Annotated in this window: 11 protein-coding genes; 3 read left to right on the forward strand and 8 right to left on the reverse strand. The window is 34.6% G+C overall.

Translation table 11 applies throughout. The features are described from left to right. Nucleotides 1–2: 2 nt before the first annotated feature. The 6 genes from EKL96_RS07220 to trmD form a co-directional block, all read right to left on the reverse strand. Nucleotides 3–665, reverse strand: coding sequence for a thiamine diphosphokinase (locus EKL96_RS07220; protein WP_126460203.1), 663 nt, complete (start codon nt 663–665; stop codon nt 3–5). A gap of 214 nt (nt 666–879) precedes the next feature. Then, nucleotides 880–1,701: a DUF4249 domain-containing protein gene (locus EKL96_RS07225; protein WP_126460206.1), complete on the reverse strand. Its 822-nt coding sequence runs from the start codon at nt 1,699–1,701 to the stop codon at nt 880–882. Between the two features lie 40 nt (nt 1,702–1,741). After that, the gene (locus EKL96_RS07230; protein ID WP_126460209.1) at nt 1,742–4,123 is read right to left on the reverse strand and encodes a TonB-dependent receptor; all 2,382 of its coding nucleotides are present in this window, start codon (nt 4,121–4,123) and stop codon (nt 1,742–1,744) included. 142 nt (nt 4,124–4,265) lie between these two features. Next, the gene (locus EKL96_RS07235; RefSeq protein WP_126460212.1) at nt 4,266–5,489 is read right to left on the reverse strand and encodes an isocitrate dehydrogenase (NADP(+)); all 1,224 of its coding nucleotides are present in this window, start codon (nt 5,487–5,489) and stop codon (nt 4,266–4,268) included. A gap of 290 nt (nt 5,490–5,779) precedes the next feature. Further along, nucleotides 5,780–6,130, reverse strand: a complete 351-nt coding sequence (gene rplS / locus EKL96_RS07240) for a 50S ribosomal protein L19 (RefSeq protein ID WP_126454599.1) — start codon at nt 6,128–6,130, stop codon at nt 5,780–5,782. Nucleotides 6,131–6,299: 169 nt separating this feature from the next. Then, entirely contained in the window at nt 6,300–6,977 is a 678-nt protein-coding gene (gene trmD / locus EKL96_RS07245) for a tRNA (guanosine(37)-N1)-methyltransferase TrmD (protein WP_126460215.1), read from the reverse strand. 494 nt (nt 6,978–7,471) lie between these two features. On the opposite strand from trmD, the gene EKL96_RS07250 reads away from it, so the two are divergent. After that, the gene (locus tag EKL96_RS07250; protein ID WP_126460219.1) at nt 7,472–9,847 is read left to right on the forward strand and encodes a hybrid sensor histidine kinase/response regulator; all 2,376 of its coding nucleotides are present in this window, start codon (nt 7,472–7,474) and stop codon (nt 9,845–9,847) included. Here the strand turns inward: EKL96_RS07250 and EKL96_RS07255 are convergent. Beyond that, nucleotides 9,840–10,604, reverse strand: coding sequence for an NYN domain-containing protein (locus EKL96_RS07255; protein ID WP_126454595.1), 765 nt, complete (start codon nt 10,602–10,604; stop codon nt 9,840–9,842). The genes EKL96_RS07250 and EKL96_RS07255 overlap by 8 nt on opposite strands. 282 nt (nt 10,605–10,886) lie before the next feature. Here EKL96_RS07255 and EKL96_RS07260 point away from each other — a divergent pair, with 282 nt between their 5' ends. Beyond that, complete coding sequence (locus EKL96_RS07260) at nt 10,887–12,149, forward strand: aminotransferase class I/II-fold pyridoxal phosphate-dependent enzyme (protein ID WP_126460222.1); 1,263 nt, start codon at nt 10,887–10,889, stop codon at nt 12,147–12,149. A gap of 105 nt (nt 12,150–12,254) precedes the next feature. Further along, nucleotides 12,255–12,731, forward strand: a complete 477-nt coding sequence (locus EKL96_RS07265; RefSeq protein WP_126460225.1) for a hypothetical protein — start codon at nt 12,255–12,257, stop codon at nt 12,729–12,731. Nucleotides 12,732–12,829: 98 nt separating this feature from the next. Here EKL96_RS07265 and EKL96_RS07270 read toward each other — a convergent pair whose 3' ends face one another. Next, a complete protein-coding gene (locus tag EKL96_RS07270) occupies nt 12,830–13,948 on the reverse strand; it encodes a GTP cyclohydrolase (protein ID WP_126460228.1) in 1,119 nt (372 codons plus the stop codon). Nucleotides 13,949–14,018: the final 70 nt, after the last annotated feature.

A 14,018-nucleotide genomic window follows, 5' to 3' on the forward strand; every position in this document is an offset into this window, starting at 1 on the left:
AACTAATCCAGGCATTCCATCATTAATAGATCACCTTCATTATGTTCTATTGTTACGATTCCGTCTTTGAGGACGTGGTTGCTGCTGCCGGTTCTGTAACCAATAGTCAAACTATCATCTTTCAGCGGATAAAATAAATTATCAGAATGAATTCCAGTGACGTGACCTACAGGGATTAATGAAATAGGAGTGTTTGCCGTATACCATTTTTCGAATTTTTTAGGCAAAAGGAATACTTTTGAGTGATCGTCCAGAATGACAATTTTCAATAAATTTCTATATCTCGTAATGTTGGTAATATTGGTTATGGTATGATCAGCTCTTCGTCCGGTGGCCCAAACGACGTTTACAGCAGGAATTTTTCTTTCGATTAAATAGTCAAAAGCTTTTTCTAAATCGGTTTTATTCTGATCCGGAGTATGAATAATTTCGATGGGATATTGAGACGTTTTATAAATTTCTGGGTCAAATCCTCGGTCAAAATCTCCTAAAAGCACATCGACTTTGATGTCTAGTTCCATAACGCGAACCATAGCCGAATCTAATACGACCACGAGTGGTGACCATTCCAGTAATTGACCCAATAGTTCCGGGTTACAGGAAGCGCCATTGGCAATGATTAAAGCAGGTTCTTGGTCGTCGCGAACGATATGGTGTGAAGACATTGTGAATTATGAATTATGAATTATGGTGTAAAAGTAAATAAAAGTTCTCGTTTTATCTCTCACGTACTAGCCCGGATGGCAATGAAAACCAAAACAGGTTGTAAACTTTAGTTTTCCGGCAGTAGAAGAGCGACCAAAGGAAGCTCCTTATACGGTCTGGAAAACTGTTTAGAGCCTGTTTTTGGTTGTAATGAACAGCCGGATTAGCTCCTGATTATTCAATCGTGTAACTTCTAACATCAACTTCGCTAAGGGAGAAATAACCCAAAGGATAATTAACCGAATCCGTGGTGTTGATGATGTTTCCTCTTACGGTAGCAGGCGGAGATTGAAACGGTCCGCCACCATTATTTCCTGCAATACTCACTAATACACTCATGTAATTGTAGTATGCTTTTGAAATTCCGAAGTGGATTATTTCAATTTTATCGTCTTTTTTTAAATCATCATTTTGTGACATACTGAAAAATTCGTTTCCGTTGAAAAACTCATCTTGGTCAACATAAAAATTTGATTTTGCTTGGTTTGAATACACATATTTGTATAGGTAATAATTGGTTTCACCCGCTGGATCTTGGTAGAATGTTTTAATTTCAATGTCAGTCCCTGTAAAACCGCCTTGATTGTTTTGAACAATTTTTGTGATTGGCGTAACGGGTTTTAGTGTATCGGTTGCGGTATACGTATTGCCATTGCTGATAACTGTCAGTGTATAGGTTTCGTTGATTACCGGTATAAAAGTAGCGCAAGTATATTCGCCGGTATTTGCAATTTCCGAAAAAGTAAAAACCACATTAGCACTATTTTTTATAGACACTGTTGCTCCGGAAACTTTTGGAATAGTTGTACCGTAAAATCCAGTTGTTGTAGTCAGTTTTATTTTTTGTTGATTTCCCGAAGTTCTTTTTTTCCAATTAATTGCTGCTTCAATTACCAGTTTTGGTGGAGCATTATCTAAATCTACTTCGACAACATCTTCGCAACTTGCCGAAAAAATAGCGATGAGAAGTACCAGATATAGTGTTATTTTTTTCATGATTTTATTTTTTATTTAGTTGCCTTGTAGAATGCTAAGCTTAAAATTTAAAGTTATAGCTCACCGCTGGAACTACACCAAATATCGAAGTTTTTACAGCTTCATTGATTCCTGTATCTGTATTTTGTCTAAAATTAATAGAAGCGGCATTTTTCCGATTGTACAAATTGTAAATGCTAAAAACCCATTCGCCTTTCCATTGGCGGTCTTTATTGCTTTTAGGAGTCAAAGTAGCGGCAATATCCAGGTGGTGGTAAGCGGGGAGCCGATTTCTATTTCTCAATCCATAACTGGGTAGATTGATGCCTAAGTATTCATATTGTCCAACAGGATATGTTACCGGTTGCCCAGTTTGCAGGGCAAAATTAGCTCCAAAAGACCATTTTTCATTTAGATTGTAGGAACTGGTTATTGCAATATTGTGCAGTTTGTCATATACGGAATTGTACCATTGGCCGTTGTTGATTCCGGTTTCGATTGAGGTTCTTCCAGGAGTTTGTTGCTCGGATTTGGATAATGTATACGATATCCAGCCATTAAATTTCCCTTCGTTTTTTCGGAACATGATTTCTAAACCGTATGATCGTAATTGCCCGTTCAGGATTATTTGTTCAATGGCTTTATTGGCAATCAAATTAGCACCATCAATATAATCCAAGCGGTTTTGCACTTCTTTATAATACGTTTCTACTTCAAGGGAATACATTCCTTCTTGAAAGTTTTTAAAATAACCCAAAGCCACCTGATCTGCAATTTGGGGTTTAATGAAATTATCGCTTGGCGTCCAGACATCAAGTGGAGTTGGCGATGTGGTGTTCGAAATTAATTGTAAATACTGCACCATCCTGTTGTAACTTGCTTTTATGGATTGGTTGTCATTGATTTTGTACGCCAATGAAAAACGAGGTTCCAGATAATTATAGCTTTGGATGACTTTATTTTTGTCGTAAAATTCAGTGTTAATTGGAGTTGCTTTTTCATAAATCTGTAATTCCGAATTGAAGAGAACCGGATTGTCATTTTCATAAATATTCACGGTAGATTGCCCTAAACGGTAAAATATACTGTATCGAAGTCCGTAGGAAAGGGCTATTCTGTCGGATATTTCGTGATCAGCGTTGATGTAAACTGCGGGTTCAAAAGCATATTTTTTATCCAATTGAGCAAAATTTATTCCGGAGTCCGTATCAGATGGCTTGATGGTTCCCGGATTGAATTCGTAATAAATTCCGTTTACTCCGTAATTCAATTTGAATATATCTGAAATATAATTCTTGAAATCGTATTTGATATTGTAATTTTTGATGCCGGAATCCCATTTGAACCCTACAAAATCCAAATCCAAACCGTAATAATAATCGCTGTAAATGAGCGATAAATTAGAAAATAATTTTTCAGAAAACAAGTGATTCCAGCGCAAGTTTAAAGTGGTGTTTCCATAAATATTGGTAAAACTTTTGTTCAGGCTGAAGACATCTCGGCCAAAATAACCCGATAAATACAGACTGTTATTTGCATCTAATTTATAACTCAACTTGGTATTTAGGTCATAAAAATAAGCGGAGTTGTTTTTTTGTTTTTCGGATAGCTTCAGGAATAAATGCGCATAGGAACTTCTGCCACCAATCAGGAAGGAACCTTTGTCTTTTACCAATGGTCCTTCGGCCAAAATGCGACTGGAAATCAATCCGATTCCTCCATTGACATGAAAATTTTTGCTGTTGCCGTCTTTTTGATAAATATCCAACACAGAAGAGGCTCTTCCACCATAACGAGCTGGAATTCCGCCTTTGTACAACTTCAAATCTTTGATGGCATCCGGATTAAAAACAGAGAAAAAACCAAAAACGTGTGAAGAATTGAATATGGTAGCTTCATCGAGCAGAATTAAATTCTGGTCGGCACCGCCACCACGAACATTAAATCCTGAAGCGCCTTCACCAGCATTTGTAACACCGGGCAGTAATAAAATAGATTTTAAAACATCGACTTCGCCCAGCACAACGGGCATTTTCTTGATCGCTGAAATGGAGAGTTTATTGACGCTCATTTCGGGTTTTTTGATGTCTATTTTGGTTTCATTATCCGTAATAACAACTTCTTTCAAGGCGGTTTCATCACTGAATAAATTAAAATTATTTTTTAGGTTTTGACTCAAGTCGATTAGCTCTTCCTTGGTTTGAAATCCCAAATAACTGATTTGGACGTTATAGATTCCTTTTGGAACTGTGATGGAGTAAAATCCATATTCATTGGTAGTTACTCCGGTTTTGAGTTCAAGGATTACAATGTTGACGCCTATTAAAGTTTCGTTGCTGTTGGCGTCAATAATAGTTCCGCTTAGCGTAAATTTCTCTTGAGCGAAGCATGAAAAGGAGCATAGTAATACCACTAAAAAGGGAATAATTTTCTTTGGAGTCATTGTTTAAATTTTTCTAAATACAAAAATGCAAATTACATTAAATAGAACAGTATTTGACATATAACAACCGTTAAGGTATTGCTAAGGTAAAAAAAAAGACAACTGTTTCCAGTTGTCTTTTTAATATTATGTAGTAAAAAAATTAAGCTAGTTTAGCATCTAAATTTTCTTGTATCGCTGCTAAGAAAGCCTCGGTAGTCAAGTAATCTGCAGCAGTCAACCCTTCTGGTTTTACTAACATTGCTAAGTCTTTAGTCATTTTTCCGCTTTCAACAGTATCAATGCATACTTGTTCTAGAGTATGACAAAAATCAATTAAAGCTTGATTTTCGTCCAGTTTACCTCTGTGTTCCAATCCTCTTGTCCATGCAAAAATAGAGGCGATTGGGTTTGTTGATGTTGCTTTTCCTTGTTGGTGTTGTCTGTAGTGACGTGTAACTGTTCCGTGAGCCGCTTCTGCTTCTAGAGTTTTTCCATCAGGAGTAACTAATACTGAAGTCATTAATCCTAACGAACCAAAACCTTGTGCAACAGTGTCAGATTGAACATCACCGTCATAGTTTTTACACGCCCAAACAAAACCACCACTCCATTTCATTGCAGAGGCAACCATGTCATCGATCAAACGGTGTTCGTAAGCAATTCCTGCTTCAACGAATTGTGCTTTGTAGGTAGATTGATATACTTCTTCAAAAATATCTTTGAAACGTCCGTCATAGGCTTTCAAAATAGTATTTTTTGTAGAAAGATACAAAGGCCATTTTTTTGTCAAAGCCATTTGGAAAGAGGAATGTGCAAAACCGTAAATACTTTCATCCGTATTGTACATTGCCATTGCGACTCCGTCTCCTTTATAATCGTATACTTCCCAAGTTTGAGTTTCTCCTTCTTCAGGAACAAAAGTCATTGTTAGTTTCCCTTTTCCTTTGATAACAGTATCTGTAGCTTTGTATTGGTCTCCAAAAGCATGACGACCAATAACGATAGGCTGTGTCCAACCCGGTACTAAACGAGGTACGTTTTTCATGATAATTGGTTCACGGAAAACGGTTCCGCCTACAATATTACGGATGGTTCCGTTTGGAGATTTCCACATTTTTTTTAAACCAAATTCGGTAACACGGTCTTCATCAGGAGTAATTGTGGCACATTTAATACCAACATTGTATTTTTTTATTGCCTCAGCAGAGTCAATAGTGATTTGGTCATTACTAGCATCTCTGCTTTCCATTCCTAAATCGTAATATTTAATATCTAAATCTAAATAAGGAAGAATTAATTTTTCCTTGATAAAGGACCAAATAATTCGTGTCATTTCGTCACCATCCAATTCAACTACCGGATTAGCTACTTTAATTTTTGTCATAATGTATTGATATATGTAATTCTTATTTTTTAAATTTAGCTACAAATGTAATAAAACGTTATCGTAAAAGAAAATGCGTTTTCATTTGTTTAAAATGAATTGTCAAATTATTACTTTAGGATGGTCAAAATAAGAATATGGAAAATATATTCCTTATTTCTTGTCAAAAAATAAGTGCTTCAAATGCATTCAATTTTAATAAAATTGGTAGAATAGTATTGAATAGCTTGACTTTAAACCAAAAAAAAATCCTGACAACGTCAGGACTTTTATAATAAAGAGATATTTGACTATCTTCTTTTGTCTTTAATTTTAGCTTTTTTACCAGTAAGTTCTCTGAAGTAGAAAATTCTAGCTCTACGAACTGCACCTTTTTTGTTGATTTCCACTTTTTGTAAAGCTGGTAAGTTTACTGGGAAGATACGCTCTACACCAATAGCACCTGACATTTTGCGAATCGTGAACGTTTCTGTATTAGCAGAACCTCTTCTTTGAATAACAACTCCTTTAAAAAACTGAGTTCTTGTTTTTTCACCCTCTCTAATCTCGTAGTAAACAGTGATAGTATCTCCAGCTGCAAAAACTGGGAAATCTTTTCTTGTTACAAATTCGTCTTGAACGAATTTCATTAAATCTGCCATGATATTTTTTAATTATGGTTTGTATTAAGTCAACATTCACGGATCTCGCCAGAGGTTGAGCTAATGTGGGTGCAAAAGTAAATAAAAAAGTTTAAAGTTTAAAGTTTTTCTTGTTTAAAGTTTAGAAGTTCTTGAATGCCACCTTTAAACCTTAAACTTCAAACAAATTTTAATCTTCCAACAAATCCGGTCGTCTGTTCTTCGTGTGTTCGTAGGCCATATCCTCGCGCCATTTGTCAATTTTGGCAAAATTCCCGCTGGTCAAAACCTCCGGAACTTTCCATCCGTTGTAATCTGCCGGACGAGTGTATATAGGACCTGATAATAATCCGTCCTGAAAACTATCCGTCAATGCGGAGGTTTCATCACTCAAAACACCAGGAATCAATCGGATCAATGCATCTGATAATACTAATGCGCCTAATTCACCACCACTCAAAACGTAATCACCAATAGAGATTTCCTTGGTAATAAAATGATCGCGTACCCGCTGATCTACTCCTTTATAATGTCCGCAAAGGATAATAATATTTTCATACATTGACATCGTATTGGCCATTTTCTGGTTTAGGGTTTCCCCGTCCGGCGACATGTAAATGATTTCATCGTAGGCTCTCTCGCTTTTCAAATGCGTAATACAGGCGTCGATAGGCTGTACGGTCATCACCATTCCGGCGCCACCGCCATAGGGATAATCATCTACGCTTTTTTGTCTGTTGGTCGTGTAATCCCGCAGATTATGAAAATGAACTTCCACCAGACCTTTGTCAATAGCTCGTTTCATGATCGAAGCCTCAAACGGACTTCGCAATAATTCTGGCAGAACAGTAACAATATCAATGCGCATAATTTTAAATCTTAGTTTGAAAAGGGCAAAGGTACAAAGATGCCAAGGTTTTCAAATAACCATTTAACCAATTCAGCGATTAAACTTTTCTTCAGGAGCTATTTCCAGCTTTACACTGTATCTTTCCTTGCTTAAAGAAAGCAAGAAAAGGATGCCGTTTCAATCTGGGCTAGGTGTTTGTCAAAATAGGATGTTTTAATTAATAATTGTATCAAACAAAGCAGCAGTATTTTTTTATGGTGCTTTCTAAACGCTATCATAAAGGAAATATTTGTTAAACATTGCGTTTAAAGGTTTGAAAATGAACGTTTGAAAATGAACGTTTGAATTCGTGTGTTGTAAGCTCTATTTGAAGGGGGTTATTATGCTTTGAATTAGTAAACCCAACGAGTTACTTCTTTGTATCAAACGCTAGCAATTTTAAAACCTGTTATAAAACCAAACTTTATCTTTCAACGTATATAAACTAATATTTAATTATACAGTTTGCGGCGATGGGTAAAAAAATAGATAAATGGATTTATGTTTCTTTAGTTGTATTGTTTTTTACTAAATCATTTTCTCAATATGAATTCAGTAATGGAACTATACCCAAAGAAGTTTCATTGCACAATTACACTACAGTTGCAGATGTCGGTCAAAGAAATCTAGATATTCACTATGTTCTTGCCAACTTTAATTCATTTAATCCTAAAAAACTTCAAACTAAAAATGATGATTTAGGTTTTTCTCAAAATAATTTTTGGTCAAAAACGGAGCTTATAAACGCTAGTGATCGGACTTTGAATTATTATTTAGAAACGGCCAGACCTATAACGGATTTAGTAGAATTGTATTTTATTGATAGCACTTCGGGGAAAATTACCAAAATGGTAAGCGGTGATAATATGCCCTTTTCTGAGCGAAGTTTTGATAATCGTAAAACTATTTTTAAGATTAAAATTTTGCCAAATTCGAGGCAGCAATTATTTTTGCATCTAAAAAGTGATGGTGAAGTTGTCAACATGCCGGTCATGTTGTACTCTTCAGAAAACTTTATAAAGTTGATTTCAAACGAGCAGTTGTTTTTTGGTATATTCTATGGTATTCTGGCCATTGTTTCTATTATTTATTTATTCTTCTATTTTGCCTTACGCCAAAAAGCATTTTTATATTATAGTTTATATGTTGTTTTTATCGGCTTAATGCAGTTCTCTTTAGATGGTTATTTTTATGAGTTAATTACCCCTAAAGGCGGTTGGTTTTCGCTTCGTGCAGTGTTGCTTTTTGCGATGATTGCAGGTTTTTTGCTGGGCAAATACAGTGAAGTTTTTTTGAATATCAAAAAACATAATAAAATAATTTACTTTTTGTTTACTGTTCTTTATTTTTTAGCTTTTGTTTTAATTGTATGTATTTTATTTGTCCCTAAGGCTTTAGCTTTGTGTTATCCATTGGCAAACGTGCTGGGATTGCTGATTCTTATCTTGATTATAAGTTCTGTCGTGTATCTGTATTGTAAAAAAATACATGTAGATGGTTTTTTTACAATGGGTATTTTCTTTTTGGTGCTCGGCTTTGGCATTTTTATTCTCAATAACTTCAGTCAAATTCCCAATTCGTTTCTAACAGATAACAGCTCTAAATTAGGTACTGGTTTGGAAGTTATTTTTCTTTCCCTTTCTATGGCTAATTTGATTCGGAATCTTAAAAATGAAAAAGACAACCTCAATCGTCTTGCTTTGATTCGTTCTGAAGAAATGAATGATTTGAAATCTTATTTTTTATCCAATATTAGTCATGAATTACGTACTCCATTGAATGCTATTATGAATTTGATTGAGTCAATTTCTAATGAAGTTGAAGATGATACGATCAAACATAAATGCAAAATCATAAAGTATTCTTCGTATAGTTTATTGAGTTCGGTCAATGATATTCTTGATTTTTCTAAAATTGAAAAAGGGGAATTAAAACTGGAAAACAATCCATTTGATCCCGTACAGGTTTTAGAGTATTTAAATAATAATGCGATCAATATAGCGAATGAAAAGGGACTTGAGTTTCAATTTTCGAAATCAGAGAGTATTCCTGATTTTTTGATTGGAGATGCTAATCGATTGGTTCAGATCGTTAATAATGTATTAAGTAATGCCATTAAATTCACCTTAAAAGGGTGTGTGAAGTTTACTATTGATGCGGAATTATTGCCCGGCAACAGGGCGAGCTTGATATTGACCATTTCAGATTCCGGGGTGGGGATTTCTCCTGATAAAAGGGAACGTATTTTTGATTCTTTTTATCAAAAGAGTAGTGATAATAAGAAAAAATTCAGCGGACTTGGATTAGGACTTTATATCGTGAAAACATTGGTAGATATGCAAAACGGAAGTATTAAAATGGATAGCGTGATTAATGTGGGAACCACCTGTGTCATGACGATTGATTTTGAGGTCTCTGAACAAAAAAAAGGCATAGGAACAACTGCTAAAATGGGAATTGAAAATGATTTAGAAGGGAAATCCATTTTAGTAGTTGAAGACAATCCTATAAACCAGATGGTGATCAAAATGATTACTAAAAAATGGTTGAATACCACAGTTATGTTTGCTAATAATGGTCAGGAAGGGATAATGGCATTGATTAAAAATCAATTTGATATTGTACTGATGGACCTTCAAATGCCAGTGATGGATGGTTATGAAGCTACAATTGCAATAAGAAATGGAGCAGCAGGTATACACAATAGTCATATTCCTATTATTGCTGTAACAGCGGATGTCATGGAGGCCACAAAACAGCGGGTTAAGGAAATAGGAATGAATGATTATTTGTCTAAACCAATCAAAAAAGAAGTGCTATATGAGGCAATCAAAAAATTAGTTAACTAAATCGCAATCGTACATAAACGTGTTTGATTCCTTTTTTATCGGAGTCTCTTTCGTCAATTTCCAGAATATCGGTCAATGATTTCAACATTGGAGTTAATTTAGAAAAGCCATAATTTCTAGGATCAAACTCTGGTTTTTTCTTCACAATAAGATTTCCTACGTCACCGAGAAATGCCCATCCACTGTCATCACCTATGTCTTCAATGGTTGATTCTATTAATTCAATGGTGTGCAAATCAATTTTGTTCAACGTTTTTGGGGCAACTTTTTTAGGATCAGTGGCCGTTGGTTTTTTTGTTTTTTTCTTGATTGCGCCATCCAGAACCTCAATATAGATGAAGCGATCACAGGCAACAATAAATGAATTGGGCGTTTTTTGCTCTCCAATACCAATTACTTTCATACCGGATTCTCTAAGCCTAATTGCTAAACGGGTAAAATCAGAATCACTGGATACAATACAAAAACCATCCACTTTGTCAGAATATAATAGATCCATTGCGTCAATAATCATCGCTGAATCTGAGGAGTTTTTTCCTACAGTATAGCTGTATTGTTGAATAGGCGTAATGGCATGCTCTAATAAAACACTTTTCCATCCACCAGCATTAGGTTTCGTCCAATCAGCATAAATACGTTTGGTGGTTGGTGTGCCAAATTTAGCAATTTCTTCCATCATTCCTTTTACATTGCTGTAGGGAACATTATCAGCATCAATTAGAACCGCTAATTTTAACTCTTTTGTGTCCTGTGCCATAAACTTTAGTATTGAAATATTTATTCAAAGATACAATGTTTATTGATAAAACGATTTTGAATCAAAATCGTTTCAAAGTTTTGTGAGATATACTTTTTGTTGTGTTATTAGCAGGAATGAAGCATTTTTTTTAGATAATGTAACAGATATCGCATATAGTAGGAAATTGTCAGGAATTATCGTTGTAATAAACTAAAAATAAATTTGTTTTCAAGTCCTTTATAAAATATAAATAATTATTTTTGCAACTTCTTAAAAATTAAAATTATTACTTAATATATTATGGTAAAAGATTTATTCGAAAGGATTCAAAACAATAAAGGACCATTAGGAAAATGGGCTTCACAAGCGGAAGGTTATTTTGTTTTTCCTAAATTAGAAGGTGAGTTAGGTCCAAGAATGCAGTTTGATGGGAAAGATATTTTGAATTGGAGTTTAAATGACTACTTGGGTCTTGCTAATCACCCGGAAGTACGGAAGGCAGATGCTGATGCGGCTGCACAATATGGAGCAGCTTACCCTATGGGAGCCCGAATGATGAGTGGACATACCAAATATCATGAGCAATTAGAAAATGAATTAGCTGCTTTTGTAAGCAAAGAGTCAGCATATTTATTGAATTTTGGCTACCAAGGAATTATGTCTACAATTGATGCATTAGTAACTAAAAATGATGTAATTGTGTATGATGTTGATGCACATGCTTGTATCATTGATGGTGTTCGTTTGCACATGGGAAAACGTTTTACATACCGTCATAACGATCTTGCAAGTATGGAAAAAAACCTGCAACGCGCCACAAAATTAGCTAAAGTAACTGGAGGAGGAATCCTTTTTATAACGGAAGGCGTTTTTGGAATGCGTGGACAGCAAGGAAAATTGAGAGAGATTGTGGACATGAAACAAAAATATAATTTCCGTTTGCTTGTTGATGATGCACATGGATTTGGAACACTTGGAAAAACAGGTGCCGGAGCAGGTGAAGAGCAAGGAGTTCAGGATGATATTGATGTTTATTTTTCCACTTTTGCTAAATCAATGGCTAATATTGGTGCTTTTGTAGCTGCGGATAAAGACATTATCGATTATCTTAAATACAACATGCGTTCTCAAATGTTCGCTAAGTCCTTGCCAATGATTCAAACAATTGGTTCTTTGAAACGATTGGAATTGTTGCGTAATCACCCAGAATTGAAAGACAAACTTTGGGAGAATGTTAATGCATTACAAAACGGATTACGAACCAGAAACTTTAATATTGGAGACACAAACACATGTGTTACTCCTGTTTATTTAGAAGGCAGTGTTCCGGAAGCTATGGTTATGGTGAACGATTTGAGAGAGAATTACGGAATTTTCCTTTCGATTGTAATTTATCCTGTTATTCCAAAAGGAATTATCTTATTGAGAATGATACCTACAACCTCACATGAATTATCAGATATTGAGGAAACACTAGTTGCTTTTGAAGCCATTCGTGAAAAATTAGTAAATGGAACCTATAAAGAGATTGCAAGTAAAACAAAAGTTGATTTAGACGCTTAGTCTTATAAAATAAGTTATTCTAATCCATCCTGCTTTCTTTAGCAGGATGGATTTTTTTTATACTTAAAAAGAAGTGATATCTTTATACAACAAAAAACAAAGGGTATGAAAAAAGGGATTGTATTGGGTGTCATTTTTTTTAGTTTTTTAATTTCATGTCATAAAAGTAAACAGCTGGAAGAAGCCGCAAGTCCAAATGTTTCTATAGAAAAGGATGTTAAAGAGTCTATTCTGGAAGAATGTTACACCGGTGTTATAAAGAATGATAGCATTTCTGTGATTTTGAAAATAGAAAATGAGCAATATGTTTCAGGAAAATTAAGGTATAATTTCTATGAAAAAGATAAAAATAATGGGACATTAGTAGGAGAAATAAAAGGAGATACGCTTTATGCAGCGTATACCTTCATGTCCGAAGGGCTTGTGACTGTGCGGCAAGTTGTTTTCTTAAAAAAAGGGAATACTTATGTGGAAGGTTATGGTGATGTGGTTGATAATAAAGGGAAAGTAACGTTTAAAGATAGAAAGCAATTAAAATTTAATGTAAGTGTGGTGTTGTCAAAAGTAAATTGTATCCTTTGATTTATAATTTCCTTTTAAGAATTTAGCATGCAGGCATTTAAAACTAAAAATTCATCAGCAAAACTGATGAATTTTTTTAATTCAATACTTGTCAAATACTACAATTCTAACCGATACGTGCATCTTCGTTTGTGAATTAATGGATTAAAATGTTTCCACAAGTTTAGACTGGGAGCATTATCAGCTAATTCAGGGGTTCTAAAACAATTAACAATCCCTTTTTTTCGGAAAGTTTCATAGTATTCTTTAAAAATAATTGCGGTAACGGCTTTGTTTTGATATTCCGGCAATACGCCTATCAGATAGAAAATGACATCTTTGCTGTATTTTTTTGCCAATAGTAAATGTAGAAATCCAAACGGGAATAATTTTCCTTTGGATTTTTGTACTGCCTTTGCAAAAGAAGGCATCACAATGCTAAAGGCCACGATGTTATGATCTTTGTCTTCTACAAATTTTATAAATTCAGGATTGATAAAGCTGATGTATTTTTTCTTGAAATACTCTTTTTGAGTGTCGGAAATAGCCACAAATGACGATAGGGAAGCGTAGGATTTATTAAATAAATCAAACATTTTATCCACATGAGGCATGACCTCTTTAGTTGTTTTGAAATTAAGCGGACTTAACTGGTATCTTTTTTTGACTAAATCATTTGCTTTTTCAAAAAATTGTAGTTTTACGTTTTCAAAAGGAAATTTACTCTCAATATATTCTTTCTCTTTTACATAGCCCAATTGCTCAAAATGACGTGCATAATATTCATGGTTGTACCAAGTAATCATGGTTCCTATTTGGTCAAAACCTTCGGTCAGAATACCTACTTTGTCTAGATTTGAAAATCCCATCGGGCCTTCAACATGTTCTAAATTGTTTTTCCGTCCTAATTCATATACTTTTTCTAAAAGGGCTTTAGTTACCTCGATGTCATCAATGACGTCAAACCAGCCAAAACGCACTTTCTTTTTTTGCTGATCATTTACCTCACTCCAATTGATAATTGCCGTAATTCTGCCTACTATTTCGGTATTTCTTTTAGCAACATAAAAATAGGCTTCGGCAGTTTCAAAAGCGGGATTTTTTGTTTTATCAAATCCTTCCAGTTCTTCAGCAATTAATGGCGGAACCCAGTTTTTATTGTTTTTGTATAAAGAAAAAGGGAATTTGATAAAATCAGTTAATTCGCTTTTTGTTTTTGCTTCTTGTATGGTGATCATTGCGTAGGATTGATTCAATGTATAGTTACTGTTTTATTGAGGCACAAAACTACGAATATAATTAACTTAT

Source organism: Flavobacterium sp. LS1R10 (genome assembly GCF_003968825.1).
Classification (GTDB): Bacteria; Bacteroidota; Bacteroidia; order Flavobacteriales; family Flavobacteriaceae; genus Flavobacterium.

Excerpts from the sequence above, each read along its gene's own strand:
- rplS (WP_126454599.1), bottom strand. The coding sequence starts at position 6,130 with ATGGCAGATTTAATGAAATTCGTTCAAGACGAATTTGTAACAAGAAAA.
- EKL96_RS07270 (WP_126460228.1), bottom strand. The coding sequence starts at position 13,948 with ATGATCACCATACAAGAAGCAAAAACAAAAAGCGAATTAACTGATTTT.
- EKL96_RS07255 (WP_126454595.1), bottom strand. The coding sequence starts at position 10,604 with ATGGCACAGGACACAAAAGAGTTAAAATTAGCGGTTCTAATTGATGCT.
- EKL96_RS07265 (WP_126460225.1), top strand. The coding sequence starts at position 12,255 with ATGAAAAAAGGGATTGTATTGGGTGTCATTTTTTTTAGTTTTTTAATT.
- EKL96_RS07230 (WP_126460209.1), bottom strand. The coding sequence starts at position 4,123 with ATGACTCCAAAGAAAATTATTCCCTTTTTAGTGGTATTACTATGCTCC.
- EKL96_RS07220 (WP_126460203.1), bottom strand. The coding sequence starts at position 665 with ATGTCTTCACACCATATCGTTCGCGACGACCAAGAACCTGCTTTAATC.
- trmD (WP_126460215.1), bottom strand. The coding sequence starts at position 6,977 with ATGCGCATTGATATTGTTACTGTTCTGCCAGAATTATTGCGAAGTCCG.
- EKL96_RS07260 (WP_126460222.1), top strand. The coding sequence starts at position 10,887 with ATGGTAAAAGATTTATTCGAAAGGATTCAAAACAATAAAGGACCATTA.
- EKL96_RS07225 (WP_126460206.1), bottom strand. The coding sequence starts at position 1,701 with ATGAAAAAAATAACACTATATCTGGTACTTCTCATCGCTATTTTTTCG.
- EKL96_RS07235 (WP_126460212.1), bottom strand. The coding sequence starts at position 5,489 with ATGACAAAAATTAAAGTAGCTAATCCGGTAGTTGAATTGGATGGTGAC.
- EKL96_RS07250 (WP_126460219.1), top strand. The coding sequence starts at position 7,472 with ATGGGTAAAAAAATAGATAAATGGATTTATGTTTCTTTAGTTGTATTG.